General features: G+C 51.0%; 13 protein-coding genes. 12 read left to right on the plus strand and 1 reads right to left on the minus strand.

Going from position 1 to position 21,068, the window contains the following annotated elements; translation table 11 throughout:
• The first annotated feature begins 61 nt into the window (after positions 1-61).
• Entirely contained in the window at positions 62-997 is a 936-nt protein-coding gene (locus tag BM202_RS27710; protein WP_093832350.1) for a cation diffusion facilitator family transporter, read from the plus strand.
• A 3-nt stretch (positions 998-1,000) separates the two neighbouring features.
• Here the strand turns inward: BM202_RS27710 and BM202_RS27715 are convergent, their stop codons facing one another.
• Positions 1,001-2,026: a LacI family DNA-binding transcriptional regulator gene (locus tag BM202_RS27715; RefSeq protein WP_093832352.1), complete on the minus strand. Its 1,026-nt coding sequence runs from the start codon at positions 2,024-2,026 to the stop codon at positions 1,001-1,003.
• A 383-nt stretch (positions 2,027-2,409) separates the two neighbouring features.
• Here BM202_RS27715 and BM202_RS27720 point away from each other — a divergent pair, with 383 nt between their 5' ends.
• The 11 genes from BM202_RS27720 (at position 2,410) to BM202_RS27770 (ending at position 21,015) form a co-directional block, all read left to right on the plus strand.
• Positions 2,410-5,487, plus strand: coding sequence for a SusC/RagA family TonB-linked outer membrane protein (locus BM202_RS27720; RefSeq protein ID WP_093832354.1), 3,078 nt, complete (start codon positions 2,410-2,412; stop codon positions 5,485-5,487).
• Positions 5,488-5,500: 13 nt separating this feature from the next.
• Complete coding sequence (locus BM202_RS27725; protein WP_093832356.1) at positions 5,501-6,916, plus strand: RagB/SusD family nutrient uptake outer membrane protein; 1,416 nt, start codon at positions 5,501-5,503, stop codon at positions 6,914-6,916.
• A 59-nt stretch (positions 6,917-6,975) separates the two neighbouring features.
• Positions 6,976-8,874, plus strand: coding sequence for an exo-alpha-sialidase (locus BM202_RS27730; RefSeq protein WP_093832358.1), 1,899 nt, complete (start codon positions 6,976-6,978; stop codon positions 8,872-8,874).
• A gap of 186 nt (positions 8,875-9,060) precedes the next feature.
• Positions 9,061-9,795 (plus strand): D-lyxose/D-mannose family sugar isomerase, encoded by a 735-nt coding sequence (locus BM202_RS27735; RefSeq protein WP_093832360.1) that lies wholly within the window; start codon positions 9,061-9,063, stop codon positions 9,793-9,795.
• A gap of 85 nt (positions 9,796-9,880) precedes the next feature.
• Positions 9,881-11,209, plus strand: a complete 1,329-nt coding sequence (locus BM202_RS27740) for a bile acid:sodium symporter family protein (RefSeq protein WP_093832362.1) — start codon at positions 9,881-9,883, stop codon at positions 11,207-11,209.
• A gap of 124 nt (positions 11,210-11,333) precedes the next feature.
• On the plus strand, positions 11,334-12,020 hold the full coding sequence (locus BM202_RS27745; RefSeq protein WP_093832364.1) for an RNA polymerase sigma-70 factor: 687 nt from the start codon (positions 11,334-11,336) through the stop codon (positions 12,018-12,020).
• 57 nt (positions 12,021-12,077) lie between these two features.
• On the plus strand, positions 12,078-13,085 hold the full coding sequence (locus tag BM202_RS27750) for a FecR family protein (RefSeq protein WP_093832366.1): 1,008 nt from the start codon (positions 12,078-12,080) through the stop codon (positions 13,083-13,085).
• Between the two features lie 348 nt (positions 13,086-13,433).
• Positions 13,434-16,937 (plus strand): SusC/RagA family TonB-linked outer membrane protein, encoded by a 3,504-nt coding sequence (locus BM202_RS27755; protein WP_093832367.1) that lies wholly within the window; start codon positions 13,434-13,436, stop codon positions 16,935-16,937.
• Positions 16,938-16,967: 30 nt separating this feature from the next.
• Complete coding sequence (locus BM202_RS27760) at positions 16,968-18,563, plus strand: RagB/SusD family nutrient uptake outer membrane protein (RefSeq protein ID WP_093832369.1); 1,596 nt, start codon at positions 16,968-16,970, stop codon at positions 18,561-18,563.
• A 103-nt stretch (positions 18,564-18,666) separates the two neighbouring features.
• Entirely contained in the window at positions 18,667-20,127 is a 1,461-nt protein-coding gene (locus BM202_RS27765; RefSeq protein ID WP_093832371.1) for a sulfatase family protein, read from the plus strand.
• Between the two features lie 228 nt (positions 20,128-20,355).
• The gene (locus BM202_RS27770) at positions 20,356-21,015 is read left to right on the plus strand and encodes an RNA polymerase sigma factor (RefSeq protein ID WP_093832373.1); all 660 of its coding nucleotides are present in this window, start codon (positions 20,356-20,358) and stop codon (positions 21,013-21,015) included.
• The last annotated feature ends 53 nt before the right edge of the window (positions 21,016-21,068 follow it).

The following is a 21,068-nucleotide window of genomic DNA, read 5'->3' on the forward strand; positions in this document are numbered from 1 at the left end:
GTTCGGCTCAATCCGGACGAGGACCGTCGAACATCTATAATCCGGGAACCGTTTCTTACGTATGGCTTCATCTAAAACGGCATTGTATACCGCCCTGGCGGCAAATCTGGGTATTGCGGCTACCAAATTTGTGGCGGCTAGTATCACGGGGAGTTCCGCCATGATTTCCGAGGGTATTCACTCACTGGTCGATACGTTGAACGAATTGCTCCTGCTGTTGGGCATTACCCGGAGTCAGCGCCCGCCCGATCTAAAGCGCCCATTTGGGTATGGTCGGGAGCAATATTTCTGGTCGTACGTAGTGGCCCTGCTGATTTTTGCGGTTGGTGGCGGGGTTTCATTTTATGAAGGCGTGATGCATATCCAGCATCCGGAGTTAATCAAAGATCCTTTCTGGAATTACATTGTGTTGGGTGTGGCGTTTTTGCTGGATGGTTATTCCCTGATCACGGCCTGGAAAGCGTTCAATGAGAAACGGGGAAACGAGTCATTATGGGCGTCTATAAAAGACAGTAAAGATTCCGCTACGTTCACGGTGCTGTTTGAAGATGCCTCCGATGTACTGGGCCTGATCATTGCCTTTCTGGGTGTATTTCTGGGACACGAACTCCAGAATCCCTATTTCGATGGTCTTGCATCGATCCTGATCGGCCTTCTGCTGGTGGGCGTGGCTATAGTGCTGGCCCGCGAAAGTAAAAGCCTGCTCATGGGCGAAGGTGTCGACCCGGGCACCCGGCATCAGCTACAGGCGCTAACCGAGGCCGATCCGGCGGTACAGAAAGCCATACATATTGCCACCATCTACCTGGGGCCCGAAGAAATTACGTTGGCGCAGGGTGTAGCCTTCCAGGCAAATTTGACGACGGATGAGATCAACGAAGCGATCGTACGTATCCATGCGTCCGTAAAGAAGGCATTTCCGGCGATCAAACATGCCTACATGCAACCCGTAGCCGCCAGCGAGACAAGCGATACCCCTAAAGATGCCTTATGGTAGGGGTTATTCCGGTTTTGCGCGCGTTGACTGTCTGATAACCAGTGTTGTATCCAATACATGCGTTTCCGGTATAAACTGTTGCGGAGCTTTGATCTGACGTAGCAGAAGCTGGGCCGCCAGGCCGCCAATCTCGTGGATAGGCTGGACGACGGATGTTAAGGAAGGCGTAACAAAGGCCCCATGAGGGGCGTTGGAAAAACCGGCCAGCGCGATATCATCCGGAATCGACAGGCCATTCTCGCGGATGCAAATCAAGGCTTCGATGGCGGTTGGATCATTGACCGCAAACAACGCATCGGGTCGGTTTTCCATCGTCAGCAGCCTCTGTGTACAGGCTCTGGCCCGTCCATCCACAAAATCGCAGTGCATGATCAATTCGTCTTCAATAGGAACCTGATGCGCTTTCAGAGCATCTAAATACCCGTTCAGTCGATTCCGGCCGATCGTCATATTTTCGGGTCCGGCCAGGTGGGCAATACGTCGGCAACCCGTCTGGATAAGGTGCTGAACGGCTATGTAAGCGCCCTTGTAATCATCGACCATGACTTTGGAGCCTTGTAGCTCATCGACAACCCGGTTGAAAAAAACGATGGGTAACCCCTTGCGTTGGGCCGAGATAATGTGCTCGTAATCATTCGTTTCGCGCGTAATCGCCAGAATCAACCCATCGACCCGGCTCGATACCATTGCCTGCAGGTTGTGTTTTTCTATCTCTAGGGATTCGCCGGACTGCATGACCATCACCTTGTAACCAGCTGCATTGGCTACTTCCTGAATACCCAAAATAATGCTTGGGAAAAAGGCATGGACGAACTCGGGTACCATAACGCCAATAATATCCGTCTTATTCTTTCGCAGGCTTGTGGCAATCGTATTGGGCTGATAGTCCAGTTGATGAGCCAGGTCCAGCACGGCTTTTTTAGTTTCCGGATTGATGTCGGGTGCATTGCGCAACGCCCTGGAAACGGTCGATATGGAGACATTCAGCTTTATGGCAATGTCCCAGATGGTAGGTTGCTTACTTCGCATAAGTAGGGGGGTGGTACGTAGTCGTCTCCTGCATTACGGTCGTTAAAATTGTACTTTTATCTGTTATCGGTCAATCCCCCCCGACGTACTGAATACTACTTGGCTATGTACGTACTGGTTCTATATCCGTGACTCACTCCGTATCTCCGAAAACATAAGCCCCGATATTTCTATTTCCGATAACGTTTCCGGTAACGTTTTTTCACAATAAAACCTATAAAATGGTCAATTCTACTTGTAATGACAGGATTAAATACTATAAATTCGAGAAGTAATTAAAAAGTAAGGCTGGCTTTTGTAGGTAGCTAATCGTGACGCTCTGCCGGGCTTATGTCAACATTGGATATTGAGAAAAATATAACTATTCCTGTCCTGATACACGTATGAAAATAAATCTAACAAAAGTAGGATGGTTGCTCGCCTTTCTGGCTTTCATAGCTGTTAGGTCACAGCTCATGGCGCATGGTTCATTGGGTAAAATGCCCAAAGCCATTCCGATTAAAGGAACCGTAACAACTGAAACCGGCGAAACATTGCCCGGCGTGACAATTGCCGTAAAAGGGACAACCATTGGCACCACTACCAATGAATCCGGTCAATACAGCCTGAGTATTCCAGATGGGAGTACGGTGCTGGTATTCAGTTCGGTGGGTTACGAAAAGCAGGACGTATCGATTGGTAATAGAACCACCGTTAACGTAGTGCTGAAAGCGGATACGAAAGCGTTGAGTGAGGTGGTCGTGGTTGGCTATGGAACCCAGCAGCGTCGGGATCTGACAGGATCAGTGGCGTCGGTGAAAGGGAAAGAGCTGGAAAACCTGCCCGTTCAGGGGCCGCTCGAAGCCATACAGGGCCGGGTGGCTGGGGTGCAGATTGTTCAGAACAGTGGGTCGCCGGGCGCAAGTCCCAATGTCCGAATCCGGGGGGTAACGTCGCTGAACGCGGGGAATGATCCGCTTTATATTGTGGATGGCGTGCCGATTACGGGTGGCATCAACGTAGTGAATCCGAACGATATCCAGTCGATGGAAGTGCTGAAGGATGCGTCGGCCACCGCTATTTATGGGGCTCGTGGTGCCAACGGGATCATTATTGTGACTACAAAACGCGGGAAGGCCGGCAAAACATCCATCGGCCTGAGTACGTACACCGGCATAATGGATGTCAGAAAGAAAGTCTCCATGCTGAATGCCGTTCAGGAGCGGGACTATATTCTCAATGCCGTAGCCAACGCGGGCGTTGCCGAAGTACGGCTGGGGCTGGACACCCTGTTTCGAAATGGTGTTCCGGTCTATGACACCAACTGGCAGGACGAGCTTTACCGTCAGGGGACGGTTTCCAACTATGAAGTGTCCTTGCGGGGTGGCAACGATAAAACAACCTATGCTGCCAGTCTGGGGTATTTTAATCAGAAAGGAATTATCATCAGCTCGGGATACGATACGTATCGGGGGCGCTTCAGCATCGACCACCAGGCATCGGCCCGCTTCAAAACGGGAGCCAATATTTTACTCTCGACCGCCAAACGCGACCGCGTTCCCGAGGGCGACGACATCAATGCGATCATACCGAACGCCATGCGGACGCTGCCTTTCTCGCCAGTCTACAATCCCGATGGTTCGTATACGTTCGTTGATCAGATTCAGCGGCCAAATCCGGTAGGGCTGGCTATGCTAACGTCCTGGTTCACGGTTAATAATCGGCTGGTTGGCAATATTTATGGCGACTATGATCTCTGGAAGGGGCTGACCTTTCGTTCGACACTCAACATCGACTATTCGGGCACCCGCGACGAACGCTTTACACCCAGTACCATTCAGGGCGGATCTGCCCGGCCCGGCACAGCGTCGTATGGGGATGTGTTCACGTGGGTCAATGAAAATACACTGAACTACAGCCATTCCATTGGGAAGCACAGCCTGTCGGGTTTACTCGGCTACAGCGTGCAGGAGTCCAAAATTTTTAACCTATCGGCTGCGGCCAATCAGGGAGCGACCGACAATATTACCACACTGAATGCGGCTGCCTCGCCCACCGCGGCTTCCAGCAGCAAATCGGCCTGGGGACTGGTATCGTACTTTGCCCGATTGAACTACAGTTTCAACGATAAATATTTGCTGGCGGCCACCGTACGCAGGGATGGTTCGTCGCGCTTCGGGAAAGACAATCAATACGGTACGTTCCCCTCGCTGTCGGCTGGGTGGCGTGTTTCGCAGGAGTCGTTTATGCAGGGTTTGTCCTTTATCAACGACCTGAAACTGCGGGCCAGTATTGGGGTCGTCGGTAACCAGTCCATCAGCGATTACGGCTCGCAGGGCTTATACAGCACGGGCAGTAATTACATCGGCAAAGCCGGTATTGCCTTATCCGCGGTTCCGAATCCATCCTTAAGCTGGGAATCGACAACACAGTCTGACGTGGGTTTAGATGTTTCATTCCTGAATAACCGGATCACCCTGACCGCTGATGCGTACCTGAAAAAGACGAATGACTTGCTGCTGTCGGTGAATCTGCCCACTACGTCGGGTTTTGGCTCGGCCCTGCAAAATGTGGGCAATACGCAGAATAAAGGGTTGGAATTCAGTATCTACAGCCAGAATGTTGCTGGATCAGGCGCTAACGATTTCAAATGGAGCACCAGTTTCAATATCTCCTTCAATCGAAACAAGATCGTAAGCTTATCGAACAACAACGCCGACATTATCCAGACGAGTGCCGACGCAACATTTTACGGTACCGCGCCCCAGGGACTTGGTCGGGTTGGTCAGCCGATCGGCGTTTTCTTTGGACAGGTGTATACGGGTCGTGTGTATGCTACGTCCGAAGAAGCTAAAGCCGCCAACATGCGGGATGGCAGTGCGTCTGGCGCCCTTTACGTTGCTGGCGACATGATCTACAAGGATCTAAACGGGGACGGCATCATCAACGACGCCGACCGGACGATCATCGGTAATGCGAACCCAAAACACACGGGTGGACTGACGAATAACTTTTCCTACAAAGGCTTCGACCTGTCGATTTTCCTGCAATGGTCTTACGGAAACGACATTTTCAACGAGACGCGTGAGGCTTCGAACCGAAGTTTTGTGTACAATGCCGCTACCACCGAAGTGCTGCGTAGCTGGCGCAAAGAAGGTGACATTACGGATGTTCCCCGTGGTACGCCGAGCACCATCAGTCGCAACGGATTCGCATCCAGCCGCTGGGTCGAAGATGGTTCGTATCTGCGCGTAAAAACCGCTACGTTGGGCTACACCTTTCCGTCGGCGCTGCTCAAGCGGGTTAAAATCGAAAACCTGCGCTTGTATGTTTCGGGGCAGAACCTGTTCACCTTCACGAAGTATTCGGGGCTGGACCCCGAGGTGAATTTCCGCAGCACGTTACCCTTGCTTCAGGGTATTGACCTGGGTACCTATCCGCTGGTACGTACGCTCACATTTGGTTTAAATCTGGGCTTCTAACCTCTCCTTGACCATGAAAAAATTCATCTATACGACGCTGACGATTACACTCGGTGTGCTGGCTGGCGGATGCAGCGACGTACTTAATCAGGTACCCGCGAGTGCCCTCACGCAAGGCTCTTTTTTCCAGAATGCGGCCGATGCGGAAGCGGCTATTCTGGCCGGTTATGACGCTTTTCAGGGCGATGAGGTGCGCTATATTGCCTGGGGCGATGCGCGGGCCGATAACCTCCGGGTGCCTGTTAATGAGATTGGTATAACGGATGGGGGCGTACTGGACTTTCAGAATGATAACATCAGCACCAGTAGTGGCTACGCTACCTGGAGTCGATACTATTCGGGCATCAATAAGGTCAATAATGTGCTGGCGCAGGTACCCCAGATTCAAAGTCCAACCATTAATAGCGTGAAAAATCGAATCATGGGCGAAGCGTATTTTCTACGGGCGCTCAATTATTTTCACCTGGTGCGAATCTGGGGCGCCGTTCCGCTGGTGCTGGAGCCAACGCTTTCGCTGAATAAGGATTTACAACCCGCCCGGACACCGGCCGATAAGATTCAGGAGCAAATCATTGCCGATCTGAAAGAGGCCGAGAAACTATTGCCCGTTACGTATGCAGCCGCGATTGAAACGCGGGGACGGGCGACCCAGGGAGCCGCTCAGGCATTGTTGAGCAAAGTGTATCTCTGGCGCAGTTCGTATAACCAGACCGGCGAATGGCAGTTAGCCGCTGACTATGCCGCCAAAGTGCTTGCCAATTCGACCTACTCGCTGGTTTCCGGGGCTACGTATGCAACTATTTTTACGGCGAAGAACACGACCGAATCCATTTTTGAGCTTCAGTTCAATTACAACAATCAGGAAACCAACGGGCTTTCGGCCTACTTCATACCGCGCAGCAGCAAAGTAACGACGGGTGGTAACCAGACCCTGATTCCGACCCAAAAGCTTGTCGATGCCTTTGAACCGGGCGATGTTCGTAAAGCGGCCAGTATTTACACCAGTAATCCGGCCACCGATCAGTTTCCCAATTTGCCGACGGTCGCGAAATACCTGGGAACGGTGGTAGGGACGACGCGCTTCAGCGATAGCAATTTCATCCTTCTACGGCTGTCCGACGTGATACTGATGCAGGCCGAAGCCTTCGCTCAACTGGGCAAAACGGCAGAATCGGCTGCACTGGTCAACCGAATTCGCAATCGGGCTGGGCTGGCCAACACAATCGCTACGTCGAAAGAGGCCCTCTTGCTGGCCATTGAACAGGAACGCTACGTCGAACTTTGCTTCGAAGGCCAGCGCTGGTATGACTTGCTCAGAACCGGTCGGGCGAAAGCGGTATTGGGCGTTGAGAAAAAGGCTCTACTCCCGGTATACTTCACCGAAATTCAGCTTAATCCCAATTTGCTGCCCCAGAATCCGGGCTATTAAGAAGTCAACCGCTACGTAGATAGAACGCTGATTTTTTTACGAAAGAAAACAGGCAACTTATGCAAATAACTCTGAGACAATTAGTCCGGCAGGCTAGCGTACTGGTAATGATACTGGGGAGCTTCAAAGGGCATCTGAATGGGCAGGATACGCGACATATTAAAAGCGGCACCATCATTCCCGACGAAACCTACAGCGATCAGCCGTACATCGTGAAAACCAACGACGGCGCGTGGCTGTGTGTATTGACGACGGGAACCGGCCACGAAGGGGCTTCCGGTCAGCACATTATCTCCGAGCGGAGTTTCGATCAGGGGAAAACCTGGGTGGATAAACGGGATGTGGAACCCGGCGACGGCCCCGAAGCGTCCTACGCCGTTTTGCTAAAAGCACCGTCGGGCCGAATCTTTGTCTTCTATAACCACAATACCGACAACACGAGAGCCGTAAAAGGGGATAATCCGCCCTATAAAGATGGCCTGGTGAAACGGGTGGATAGTCAGGGCCACTTCGTCTTTAAATACTCGGACGATCATGGTAAAACCTGGTCAGATAAGCGGGTTGATATTCCCATTCGAAACTTCGAGATTGACCGGAAAAATCCGTATCAGGGCAAAATTCAGTACTTCTGGAACGTAGGACGCGCGTTTGCCTACAACGAATCGGCTTACGTTCCCGTGCATAAAGTCGGTGGGTTTGGGGAAGGGTTTTTTACGTCGAGCGAAGGGGCGATCCTGCAAAGTCCCGATTTGTTCAAGGTTCAGGATCCCGCTCAGGCGAAGTGGACTACCTTGCCGGATGGCGACATTGGCCTACGCACTCCGCCCAGCGTGGGTGGTCCCATTGCCGAAGAGCAGAGCGTATCTGTGCTGAGCGATGGGTCTTTTTACTGCGTTTACCGGACCATCGACGGACATCCAGCCTACACGTATAGCCGGGATGGGGGTCATACCTGGGATGCGCCCCAGTATCTGCGCTATGCCAATGGTCGATTGGTGAAGCATCCGAGAGCCGCCAATTTTGCCTGGAAATGCGAAAACGGGAAATTCCTGTACTGGTTCCACAACCATGGTGGCCGGTTTATTCGCGAGCACCCCAACCGACGTAGCATGGCCTATGAGGACCGCAATCCGGCCTGGGTGCTGGGGGGAATCGAAGCCGATTCGCCTAAGGGAAAAATCATCCGGTGGACGCAACCCGAAATTCTGTTGTACGATGATGATCCATTGATCCGGATGAGCTACCCCGATTTGATTGAAGATAAAGGCGCGTACTACGTTACCGAAACCCAAAAAGACATTGCCCGCGTCCACAAACTGGACGAAACACTACTGACGCAACTCTGGAATCAGTTTGATAATCAGGCAAAAGCGCAAACGGGCATTGTCCTGAACTGGTCGAATAAAAATGGTAATTTCCCCAAATCGGTAGCGGCTCCGGTGTTGCCCGAATTTTATAAACGAGACACCCAGCGACTGGACCAGGGCGGCATGAACGTAGCAAACGGATTTACGATCGACATGGCCTTTACGCTACGTGATCTGTCTGGAAATCAACTAATGGCTGACACGCGAACGCCGGATGGGAAAGGCTGGTTGCTACGTACTACCGATAAAAAAACGCTGGAAATTGTCCTCAACGATGGGCGAACCCAATCGGTTTGGGCCTGTGATGAAGGCTTGCTGAAAGCCAATCAGAAGCAGTACGTCAGCATTATTGTCGATGGTGGTCCTAAAATCATTGCTTTCGTGGTCGATGGAGTTCTGAATGATGGGGGCGATACCCGTCAATTTGGCTGGGGCCGGTTCAACCCGCAGTTGAAATCTGTAGCGGGTGCCCCGACGCTGCAAATTGGTACAAAGCTGAACGGGTCGATTCAACAACTGACAGTCTACGATCGGGCCATCCGCGTTTCGGAAGCCATTGGTAATTACAACGCTTATCAGAAAAATCAATAAAACCACAGAACTAGTAAGTAGACATCATAGGATTAGGTCACCGGTAAAGCGTCACCCACTGGTGTGGCAGTTTTCTTATCTCTCTAGCCCATCTCTCAACACTTTTTGCGATAGATCAAGCTCCCGAATTCGGAGTGATGGTATCGTTTTGTCTAAAAAATACAAATCCCTTAACGAATCATTTTTATGAACTTGAAACGCTCTGTTGTAAACGCCAGCATTAATACGGCAAAGGAAGTTATCGCTCATTTTGGTATGCACCTGCCGCCCTTCGCCCATTGGACGGTTGAGCAATGGCTCCAGATGGGACCGGATTGCGATGAAATCCGGGATTGCATGTTGGGCTGGGACGTAACGGATTTCGGTAGCAAGGATTTTTACAACATTGGCCGAACGTTGTTTACGGTCCGAAATGGCCGAATGAACCAGCCCAACTACCCAAAACAATACGCCGAAAAATGGTTAATTGACCCGGAAAATCAGCGTGCACCCGCCCACTTCCATTTGTCGAAACGGGAAGATATTATCTGTCGGGCGGGCGGGAACGTACTGGTTCAGCTCACCAAAGCCGATCCAGAAGGTAATCGATCTAACGAAACATTTACGACACAGGTAGACGGATGCGTTCGCCGGTTAGGTCCAGGTGAAATCGTACGTTTACGGCCCGGCGAAAGCCTGACCATCCATCCGCGTACCATTCACCAGTTCTGGGGCGAAGAAGGCACAGGCTGGAAAATCGATGGAGTTGGGTATACGCTCAGCGCTGAGATTTCGAGCGTTTGCGATGACCTGAACGATAACGTTTTTCTGGTCGATTATGGCATTCGCTTCCCCGAAATTGAGGAAGACGAAGCCCGTGCCTGTTACCTGTGTCATGAGTATCCCAAAGCTAGTGCTGAGCTTATCAATACCGTGAGCTAGGAAGTAGAAATGGCCCGTCAGGGCCAAACCAGGCTATTTGTGCGTACTGTTAATCAACCCTAATTCAACTAGCTTTCTCTCCGTTATGCATCGAGTCTATCCCTTTTTGCTCACTCTTGCTACGTTGCTCCTGTTAAGTGCCGGACTCCTGTACGCGTTCGATAGGCTGGTTATTGCAGGCCCATTGCTGATAATCGCGCTGGTTTTGCTGGCGCTGGCATTTCGGGGGTTTTCGCCATTGAAGGGCTTTGCGTACACCATCTGGATACTGGCCGCGGTGACGGTAGCGATGTTCTATCCGACGTATTTCTTCACCGTTGGTGATTTTCAACTCAAACGACTGATCGTCCCGTTCGTGCAACTGACCATGTTCGGCATGGGGTCGCATATGAGTTTCGATGATTTCAAAGGCGTCATTAAAATGCCTAAAGGGGTGTTCATTGGCGTGAGCTGCCATTTTATTATCATGCCATTGGTGGGTTTTGCGTTGTCGAACCTTTTTGAATTTTCGCCCGAAATTGCCGGGGGTGTCATCCTGATTGGCTGCGTTTCCAGTGCGATGGCATCCAACGTAATGTCTTATCTGTCAGGGGCAAATCTGGCCTTAGCGGTCACGATTGGGGCCTGCTCTACCATACTATCGCCATTCATAACACCTTTCCTGATGAAATGGCTGGCCGGTCAGTACGTTGACATTGATATTTCGCACATGATGATCGACATAACCAACATGATCATCATCCCGATTGTGGCCGGGTTTATTTTCAATCTGTTTTATTTTGGTCAGGAAACCAACCGGGCTAAAACAGCACAGCTACTTGCTTTTGCGGGGATTATTCTCGTGACAAATGTGCTGATGAAGTTCGTCATGAACAGCTCCACCAGCGCGTTCCTGATAACGCTTGCTACGTCGGTTGCGTGGTTTTATGTACTCCCGATGCTGGCGGCTATTCTGCTGAAAAACCGGTCGGGCGTTAGCCGGGCAATGATCGAAAATGGCCTCTCGTTTGTGGCCATGCTGGGTATTGTAATCAACACGGTGATTATTACAGCGTCGGGTCGGGACAATCTGCTTCAGGTTGGCGGATTGCTGATTATTACGTGCTTACTGCACAATCTTACGGGTTTCAGCGTGGGTTATTTTATCTCCTGGTTGCTGGGTTTACCCGAGAAAGACCGCCGAACCATTGCCTTTGAAGTAGGTATGCAAAATGGCGGAGTGGCCACGGGGCTTGCGCTGCAAATGGGCAAAGTCGCTACCGTGGGACTGGCGTCTGCCATATTTGGTCCGCTACAGAACGTAACGGGTTCGGCACTGGCGAACTGGTTTCGCCGGAGACCAACGGATTCAACGGGGAGTGAGCAACATTCGATAGACGTAGCGTTGATAAAAGCTTCTGATGAAATTGTTTAGTTGGAGAGCAGTTATTGACTTTATTTTAGAAAAATTTAAAATCAACTAAGGGGATTTTTACTGAAAGTTGTCTTGTATAGTATACGATTGACTTTTTCGCGACTTGTCAACGTAGGCACAGGCTATGCAACTTCGATCCTTACTTGATTCTGCTGATCAACCGGCTCAGGCAAACTTAACCCGTCAGCGTTTGCCTGAGCCGGTTGAGGTAGTCGAAGAAAACCACGCGGGTAACGACACCGAACTCTTCATTCGGCGAACGTTTGCCGAAAGCCCCAAGAAAGGATGCGAACTGCTCTTTCGCCGGTATCATCAGGCGTTGTGCAGCCATGCCGTACGATTCGTTTACTCGAAAGAAACGGCTGAGGACCTCGTTAGTGACGTTTTCTGCAAGTTCTGGAAAACCAAAGCCTACGAAACCATTACGTCGTCCTATCGGTATTATTTGTTCCGCAGCGTTCGCAACGAAGCGTACAACTACCTCCGGTTAGAGTTTCAGCAACTGGACGATATCGACACCGCGGCCGTTCGGGAAGATGCATTCAGCCAACGGCCCGATCAGATTTTACAGTTTGAAGAAGTGTTTCATCAGGTCGAAGATCTGGTCGAGTCGCTGCCCCCACAATGCCGCAAAGTCTTCCTGCTGAACCGATTCGAGGGTAAAAAATACCAGGACATTGCTACCGAGTTAGGCATTTCCATTAAAACAGTCGAAGTCCATATTGGTAAAGCCCTTGGCATTGTCCGGAAAGGGTTGAAAGATCATTGGCTGATGATCATGGTGGCTGTCTGGCGGCTGTTCCCTTTTTAACGGAATAAGGGGCGTTCACCTCAACGTTGTCTTATCAATACCCAGACTGATGCAACCATGGAATCGGAAATTAACAAGGCCTTAATCGTTAGCCACTTCGCCCGCAAAACGTCCCCGCTCCAGCGCGAGCTGATTGCGCAGTGGCTTCGGCAGCGGGAGAACGAGGAACAATATTACGAGTGGCTGGAAGAGTGGGAAATTCAACATCCGCAGTATCTGACTCAACCCGAACGGAGTTTCCAGCGGTATGTTAATTTTTTGACGGAGAATCCGCATAAGGAGGAAATGGAGGAGGTGATAGAAGCGCCAATCGTCTCGTTGCCAATACGTTGGTATACCAGGACCTGGCTGGTAGCGGCTTCAGTGTTACTAGTTCTTGGCCTTGGTGCGCTGCTATTTCGTAATCAGATTCTATATCGAACGTACCAAACGCCCTTTGGAAAATCTCGTTTCATTCGACTGGACGATGGAAGCACGGTGGCGCTACAGCCGAATTCGACGCTACGTGTGCCCCGCTGGGGATTTGGGCAGAAAACCCGTGACGTGTTGCTAAGGGGCGAAGCCAATTTTTCGGTGACGCACACGGCTACCAATCAGAAATTTGTCGTGAAAACGGATAACCAGCTAGAGGTTGTTGTGCTGGGCACCGAATTCACCGTTTTTGCCCGGAAGCGGGGGGCAAGAGTCGTGCTGAACAGGGGCAAAGTACAGCTTCAGTATCAGGAAGGCCAGACTGCCCGCCAGCTAACCATGAAACCCGGTGACCTGGTCCTGCTCGACCGCAAGAATCATATCGCGCTGAAAACGGTAAAGCAGTTGCAAACTCAACCCGTTGTTAAAGAGAAGCGTTTCGTCTTCCAGGAAACCACGCTAGAGGAAGTCGCTTACATGCTCGAAGAAAATTATGGTCTCCAGGTTAAGATCAAAGACCAGGCGCTGGCCGGGCGGGTACTGATGGGTTCCTTCCAGGCAGATAACGTCGACCAACTTTTACAATCCATCTCCGAATTATTAGATGTCAACGTAGTGCGGCAGGGTAATCAGGTTCAAATCATGGACAAATAGTATGTTGTGAACTAACAGCCTCAGGCTCATTGGAATGCTGTTCTAACGGTTCAGGCAGGTAACTGACTGGGTTCTGAATAACAGTAATTCTCGATAGACTAAAGGGTAAATGACTGATAGTCAATTTTTTAAATTTTGCTTGGAAAACTAGTGTCGCTTATTAACCTTTGCCTATCAATTTACAATACTTATCGTGTTCCTGCCAACTTCAATGATCTCTCCAACGTATAGGATGCCCTAAAACAATAGGGATTTATATTGCCTGAAGGCAAAGCACTCAACGACTTGCCTGCTGATAACTTACTCAGGTCCGATTCAAGGACACAATCAATTAACCTTATCACTCCTATGACAAATCCTTTACGAAAAAGCCCTATTGTGGGTCTTTTGTCAATGCTGTTGCTCGCCGGTATTCAGCCGGGCTGGTCGCAGTCAGTTGTATTCGCCAGTAATGTCCAACCAACCCAGATTGCACAGGCGAAAGCGGTAAGTCGTCAGCTAAAAGACGTATTGAACGACCTGAAATCGCAGTATGGCGTCAACATTATGTTTGAACTCCGAACAGTGGAAGGCATTTCTGTCACGCCGGAAAGCGTGGACTCGAAAGCGACGCTCGAAAAAAACTTAGGTACCCTGCTACAACCGCTGAGGCTACGCTTCAAAAAAGTAAACAGCAATTCGTACCTGATTCTGGGCGACAAGAAAGCGAAGAAAGTGACGTTCGTTGATGGCCCGCTTTCCGAATCTACACTTGGTCAGGAATCGAATCCATTGACGGAATCCATCGCCAAAGCCCAGCCGGCTACGTTGCTGGCCGTGACCAGAACGGAAGTCGCAGCCGACCCAATCACCGGAACCGTGAAGGGGCAAAATGGCGAAACGCTGCCCGGCATTAACGTAGTGATTAAGAACACGACGAAAGGCACCAGCACAGATGCCAACGGTAAGTTTACCATCGACGCACCCGCCGATGCCATTCTGGTTTTTTCGGGGATTGGCTTCACGACGCAGGAGGTTTCCGTGAACAGACGTAGTAAACTCGATGTCGCTTTAGTAACTGACAATAAGCAGCTTGATGAAGTTGTGGTGGTGGGTTATGGTACTCAGAAACGGAATAGCCTGACCAATTCGGTCTCGCAAATTGGGGCCGAGGAAATTGCCCGGCGACCCGTTTCCAATATCCAGCAATCCTTACAGGGGCAAATGCCCGGCGTGACGGTATTGGATCAGGGTGGTTCGCCCGGTCGCACCAACACGGCGATCCGCGTTCGGGGTATCACTACGTTTAATATCGGCAGCACCAACTCCAACGGTATCAATAATAGCACCAGCGGGAGCACCGGCAGTTATGATCTGAGCAAGAACGACGCGCTGGTGATCGTCGATGGGATCGAGCAGCGATTGTCTGATATTAATCCCGATGATATTGAGACAGTCACGGTGTTGAAAGATGCGGCCTCCACGGCCATTTACGGGTCCAGAGCCACCAACGGCGTTGTTGTCGTGACGACGAAACGCGCGAAAGGCAGCAAAGTTCAGGTCGATTACAACGGCTATTACGCCATTCAGAATTCGATCAATAAACCGCAGATGATGGGACTGGAAGACTACATGCGGATGCAGGTAGCGGCCTACACAAATGCCGGTTCGGCACTGCCCGCCCGGTTCACGGAAGCGTCCATTCAGGCGTATATCACCGCTACTGACCGCGAGAGATATCCACTGCCGAACACCTGGTTTCAAACGGTGCTGCATGCGGCTCCGCAGCAAAACCACACCATTGCCGTATCGGGCGGCAACGAAGCGATACGTACCCGGTTGAGCCTGCGCTATCAGGATCAGGCGGGTATCATTACGCACTACGCCAGTAAGATCGGCGAAATTCGCCTGAATACGGACTATACGATTTCGCCCAAAATTCGCGTCAGTGGCGACATTAATTACCGCTATAACTATTCGGTAGCGCCCACGGTCGATCCAATTGACCGCCTGTATCACGGGTCGCTCTGGGCCGTACCGAAATATGCCGATGGTACGTATGGATTGAGTACGCAGGGGAATAATCCACTCATGAACGCCGAAATAGGGGGTGATTCAAAACGGTTCACGGACTATCTGGCGGGCTACGTCAAGGCCGAATGGGAGATTGTTGACGGACTGACGTTCTCGACGCAACTGGCGGGTCGGGGATTTTTTACGTCGGAGAAAAACTACACAAACGCCTTTACCAACGTCGATAAGATTACGAACATTACGAAAACGGTGGCCAACAACAGCCTGACCGAAGTGCGTAATACGTTGCGGGAATACACGCTGATCAACCTGCTCACCTACGAGAAGAGTTTGGGTAGCCACAATTTCAAGGGTTTGCTGGGTTACTCGCAGATTGGCAACACACAAACGTTTTTGACGGCCTACCGCGAACGGTTTTATAATAACGACATCCAATCCATTAGCCAGGGCGCCAACGACGGTACGAAAAGCAACAGCGGGAGTGATGCCATTTATGGATTACGCTCGTATTTCGGACGTATCAATTACGATTACGACGGCAAATATCTGCTGGAAGTAAATGGTCGCTACGATGGTTCGTCCAAATTTACCGGCGAAAAACAGTACAGTTTCTTCCCGTCTTTCTCGGCGGGCTGGCGACTGTCGAAAGAGAGCTTCTGGCAGGGGCTGCAATCGACAGTGAACGACCTGAAGGTGCGGGGTTCCTGGGGTGTAACGGGGAATCAGTCCGTGAATTTGTACAGTTATTACGCGGCACTCGCAGCCAGTGGCTATGATTTCAACGGAGCCTCCGTGCAGGGCTATCGCCAGACAACGCTGGCCAATACCAGTCTGGGGTGGGAGTCAACCAAGCAACTGGATTTGGGTCTGGACGCTTCCTTCCTGAATCGGCGGATGAATCTGACGGTTGATTATTACCGGAAACTTACCTCGGATATTCTACTGAACCTGGATATTCCGGCAACGGTTGGCCTTCTGGCTCCTCCGCAAAATGCGGGTTCTGTGGAGAATAAGGGCTGGGAATTTAGCCTGAGCTATCGGGGTGGCAAGAACCCATCAGCGTTGCAATACAATCTTGGCGCCAACTTCAGCATAAACGATAACAAAGTCGTTGACCTGAAAGGGACCGGCCCATACATCACGGGTTCGGACATTGATCCCCGCTACATTATTGCCGTGGGGCTGCCCATCAATACGTTGTGGGGGTACAAAACCGACGGGCTGTTTCAGACGCAGCAGCAGATTACGGAATACAAGGCGACCTATGCCGCCAATACCAAACCCGGCGACGTGAAATACGTGGATTTGAACGGCGATGGCAAGATCGACGCCAATGACATGACCAACATTGGTAACTCGTTTCCCAAGTTCACGTTCGGGCTCAATTCTAATTTTTCGTACCGGAATTTTGAGCTGAGCCTGCTCTTTCAGGGAGCCGCCAAAGTAGATACTCGCCTGGCGGGTTCGCTGGCCGAAATGGGCAATCAGGAGGGGTTTACGGCCTCGATTTATGCCAACAATTACTGGACGCCTGAGAACACTGGCGCTCGCTTTGCCCGACCCCTCAAGTTTGATCTACGGAACGTAGCAACCTCCGACCGGCTGGTTATTGATGGCTCGTATGTCCGACTGAAGAACGTTCAAGTTGCCTACTCACTGCCAGCGGCCATTGCTAATAAAGTGCGGCTAAATCGGATTCGTGCCTACGTATCAGCGACAAATATTTTTACTATTTCGAAACTGAATGAGTGGCATCTGGACCCCGAAGCCGGATCAGGTCGGGGTGTTTATTATCCGCAAACGGCGCTGTATACCCTCGGCCTTAACCTGCACTTCTAACCTGACCCATCTCGATTCACAGTTACGATCATGAAACGAACGAATTATATACTATTGGCTGGCCTGGTTACTCTCTCGGGACTGACGCTAACGTCCTGCGACCGGGAGTTGTTGGAGACGGTTCCCAACGACCGCTTGTCGGAAAGTCTGTTCTGGAAAACTGAGAACGATGCCCGGCTAGCCGCGAATTCCCTCTATACGGATCTCGATAGCACCAACATCATCAGTTGGGATGCCATGACGGACATTGCCCACACCAACCAGCCGTTTGATGTGCAGGCGTATGTCGAACTGGGGCAGTATGACGCCACCAGTTCAAAGGTTTTTGGCGAATGGACACGGGCTTACAAGGGAATCCGGGCCTGTAATTATTATCTGGAGAACGTTGATAAGGTGACGTCGACCAATACCGCGCTCATCAACCAGTTCAAGGGAGAAGCCAAAGCGTTGCGGGCGTATCAGTATCTGAAACTGGCCGCGCTGTTTGGTGATGTTCCCCTGATCACCACGGCTATTACGCTGGATGAGAGTCGCACACTGACCCGTGCAACAGTCTCGCAGATATGGGATTTTGTGGATAAGGAGCTTTCAGATGCGGCAGCCCTTTTGCCGACGACTTATGCCGCCGTCGATAAAGGTCGTGTGACTAAAGGCGCGGCACTTGGTTTACGGGCGCGGGCCAACCTGTTTGCCGGTCGGTATCAGCAAGCCGCCGATGCCGCCGATCAGGTGATGAAGCTGGGGATTTACGGCCTGAATGATACGTATGAAAAGCTGTTCACCATAGCGGCTGAAAACAATAAGGAAGTTCTATTGGATCGACAGTTCATCAAAGATACGTACCCAATCAACGTCTTTAACCTGCTGGGGCCTTACAGCCAGAAAAACGCTCAGAGTACGTATGTACCAACAAAAGCCCTCGTGGACATGTACGAAACGACAGCGGGCAAACTCATAACGGACCCGACGAGTGGCTACGATCCGGCCAATCCGTATGTGAACCGTGACCCCCGGCTTAAATTTTCGGTGTTTCTGGCGGGTGATGCATTGCCCAGTGGCATTGCGTTCCAACCGGCGCCAAACAGCGGCACGGCTGATGCCGTTGGGAATACGTACATTGCCTCGACAACGGGTTTTAATATCAAAAAATACATTAATGCTGAGGATTACGCGAACCCGGTCAACGGTGGAATTAATATCATTCTGTTACGGTATGCCGAGATTTTGCTGACCTACGCCGAAGCAAAAATTGAACTGAATCAGTTGGATGCGAGTGTGATAACCGCCATCAATACGGTACGTAGCGGTCGAACAGACGTGAAGCAACCAGCGATCAGCAGCACGTCAACCCAGGCCGACTTGCGGACTATCGTTCGGCGGGAGCGCACGCTTGAACTCGCTTTTGAAGGTGTTCATCTTTTCGATATTCGCCGGTGGAAAACAGCCGAAACCGTAGTGCCCGGCTCCGTTTACGGGATCACCTACAAAGATGCGAATGGCGCATTAGCAACGATTCAGGTAACCGCCGTTAACCGGACGTTTGACAAAGCCCGTCATTATCTTTGGCCAATCCCACAGCGGGAACGAAACCTAACCCCAACGCTCACGCAGAATCCGGGTTGGTAATGGTTGTGTTTCTGTCATGCTGACCGGTCAGCATGACAGAATATTATTTAAGACCACTTGGATTCACAATTAGGATTCTACTATTCCTCTAAAAACAGCTTGTATGGCATTTATTCCTAAACGTTTGTCTCGTCTTCTTCTAAGTGTTTTTTCGCTGATTGGCCTTGGACTGCTCATTAGTGCCTGGGTCGAGAAACCGGCTCCAGCCTCACCGCCCAACGTTGTCCTGTTTTTTATGGATGATCTGGGCTACGGTGACCTGTCTGTTACGGGTGCGCTGGACTACACGACGCCCAATCTGGATCGCCTGGCCGCTGAAGGTACCCGTTTCACGAACTTCCTGGCGGCTCAGGCTGTGTGCAGTGCGTCGCGGGCCGCTTTACTGACGGGGTGCTACCCAAATCGTCTGGGCATTTCGGGCGCGCTGGGGCCTAATTCACTGATTGGCCTGAATCCAAACGAAGAAACCCTGGCCGATCTGCTGAAAGAGCGGGGTTATGCCACTGGCATTTTTGGTAAATGGCATCTGGGCGATAATAAAAAGTTTTTACCCTTGCAGCAAGGCTTTGATGAATATTATGGTGTGCCCTATTCACACGACATGTGGCCGTTACACCCGGCTCAGGCCCAGGCAAATTACCCTCCGCTACGTTGGATTGAGGGCAACGAACAGAAAGAAGAAATCAAAAATTTAGACGACGCCAGCCACATTACGTCGAATGTTACGGAGCGGGCGATTTCGTTCATTCGAAACCACAAGAAGAAGCCGTTTTTCCTATATGTACCGCACCCGCTACCACACGTACCGCTGGCTGCTTCGGCCCAGTTCAAAGGGAAAAGCGCACGGGGTATTTTCGGCGACGTACTGACCGAACTGGACTGGTCGATTGGGAAAGTATTGGACGAGTTGAAGCAACAGGGATTGGAGAAAAATACGCTGGTCATTTTTATCAGCGACAATGGCCCCTGGTTGAATTATGGCGATCACGCCGGTTCGGCGGGTGGTTTTCGGGAAGGGAAAGGAACGTCGTTTGAAGGTGGTCACCGTGTGCCTTGCCTGGTGCGCTGGCCGGGTGTAGTGCCCGCCGGTCGGGTGAGCAACAAACTGCTGACAACGATGGATATTCTCCCAACGGTCGCTAAGCTCTGCGGTGCCCGATTGCCCAAACAACGTATCGATGGTGTCGATTGGATTGCGTTGCTAAAAGGCGACAATACCGTAACTCCCCGCGATCATTTCTACTATTACTACCGAAAAAACAGCCTGGAAGCTGTCCGTCAAGGCGATTGGAAACTGGTATTTGCCCATCCCGGCCGAACGTATGAAGGCTTCCTGCCGGGCCAGAATGGCAAGCCGGGCCCTAGTACCGAAACGCACGAATTTCCCGTTGCGCTCTATGACCTCCGTCGTGATCCGAGTGAGCGCTATGATGTGAAAGAGCAACATCCTGAACTCGTTGCCAAGTTGGAAAAACTGGCCGAAGAAGCCCGCATTGATCTGGGGGATGACATTCAGAAACGTACCGGCGCCAACGTCCGCGAACCGGGGCGGGTGAGTCAGTAAATTTTAAAGCTCAACGCACTATCGGCCAACAATAATCTTGTGCCTGCTTACTGATGGATACTGGAATGTTAAGCCAGTAATCTTACAGTAAGCAGGTACAATTTATTTATATAATTTTTGCACAATACTGAGTATTATTTGAATTTTCTCTCCTATTAACCAGCGTATCGGCCGACAGCGCTGCCTGTGAGGCCGTTGACTCAAATCGCTGATAAACTCTGGGAGACTATGCTGAAATCCGACATAAGCCGTCAGCCGCAAACCGCCTGGGAGAAAACCGACGAAACCTTACTCTGGCAGCAATTCAGAGAAGGGCAGCAGGAGGCTTTTCAAGGCCTGGTTCAGCATTTTTACCGGGAGTTGCATTTCTACGGTGGTCGCTTCACCCGCGATGCCGATCTGCTGAAAGATTGCCTGCAAGATCTTTTTCTGAACTTATGGACGTATCGTCACAAGATCGTGCAAACGCCTTATATCCGGCCGTATCTTTATAAATCACTACGTCGGAAGATCTACCGAGAGGTGATGCGGCATTCGTCTACGGTCAGCGAGGGAAGCATTACATTTGATGATGTCAGTTCGGAAGAGATTACGGCCGAACAGGCATTGATACGTACCGAACTGTCCGACTATCAAACGGCGCGTCTGAATGCCTTGTTAGCCCAACTATCCGACCGGCAGCGGGAAGCCATTCACCTGAAATTTTATGCCGAATTGTCGAATGACGAAATCGCTGATATACTGGCCGTCAATAAACAATCGGTAGCGAATCTATTGCATCGGGGATTGAGTCGTTTACGCGAAAGCTGGCCGTCGTTGCTGTCGCTGGTGGGCTATTGGCTACTGGTTGCTGAACGAATCGCCGACGAACTACTAACCGTACGCTGAGTATCAATCTGGAAAACGCGCCTACTAACGACCAAAACGATACTATTCGCACA

Source organism: Spirosoma endophyticum, from assembly GCF_900112365.1.
In the GTDB taxonomy this organism is placed as follows: Bacteria; Bacteroidota; Bacteroidia; order Cytophagales; family Spirosomataceae; genus Spirosoma; species Spirosoma endophyticum.

Bases quoted from the DNA above. Each gene is read 5' to 3' on its own strand.
- BM202_RS27760 (WP_093832369.1), top strand. From the start codon at position 16,968: ATGAAACGAACGAATTATATACTATTGGCTGGCCTGGTTACTCTCTCG.
- BM202_RS27755 (WP_093832367.1), top strand. From the start codon at position 13,434: ATGACAAATCCTTTACGAAAAAGCCCTATTGTGGGTCTTTTGTCAATG.
- BM202_RS27725 (WP_093832356.1), top strand. From the start codon at position 5,501: ATGAAAAAATTCATCTATACGACGCTGACGATTACACTCGGTGTGCTG.
- BM202_RS27715 (WP_093832352.1), bottom strand. From the start codon at position 2,026: ATGCGAAGTAAGCAACCTACCATCTGGGACATTGCCATAAAGCTGAAT.
- BM202_RS27730 (WP_093832358.1), top strand. From the start codon at position 6,976: ATGCAAATAACTCTGAGACAATTAGTCCGGCAGGCTAGCGTACTGGTA.
- BM202_RS27720 (WP_093832354.1), top strand. From the start codon at position 2,410: ATGAAAATAAATCTAACAAAAGTAGGATGGTTGCTCGCCTTTCTGGCT.
- BM202_RS27750 (WP_093832366.1), top strand. From the start codon at position 12,078: ATGGAATCGGAAATTAACAAGGCCTTAATCGTTAGCCACTTCGCCCGC.
- BM202_RS27745 (WP_093832364.1), top strand. From the start codon at position 11,334: ATGCAACTTCGATCCTTACTTGATTCTGCTGATCAACCGGCTCAGGCA.
- BM202_RS27740 (WP_093832362.1), top strand. From the start codon at position 9,881: ATGCATCGAGTCTATCCCTTTTTGCTCACTCTTGCTACGTTGCTCCTG.
- BM202_RS27765 (WP_093832371.1), top strand. From the start codon at position 18,667: ATGGCATTTATTCCTAAACGTTTGTCTCGTCTTCTTCTAAGTGTTTTT.
- BM202_RS27735 (WP_093832360.1), top strand. From the start codon at position 9,061: ATGAACTTGAAACGCTCTGTTGTAAACGCCAGCATTAATACGGCAAAG.
- BM202_RS27710 (WP_093832350.1), top strand. From the start codon at position 62: ATGGCTTCATCTAAAACGGCATTGTATACCGCCCTGGCGGCAAATCTG.
- BM202_RS27770 (WP_093832373.1), top strand. From the start codon at position 20,356: ATGCTGAAATCCGACATAAGCCGTCAGCCGCAAACCGCCTGGGAGAAA.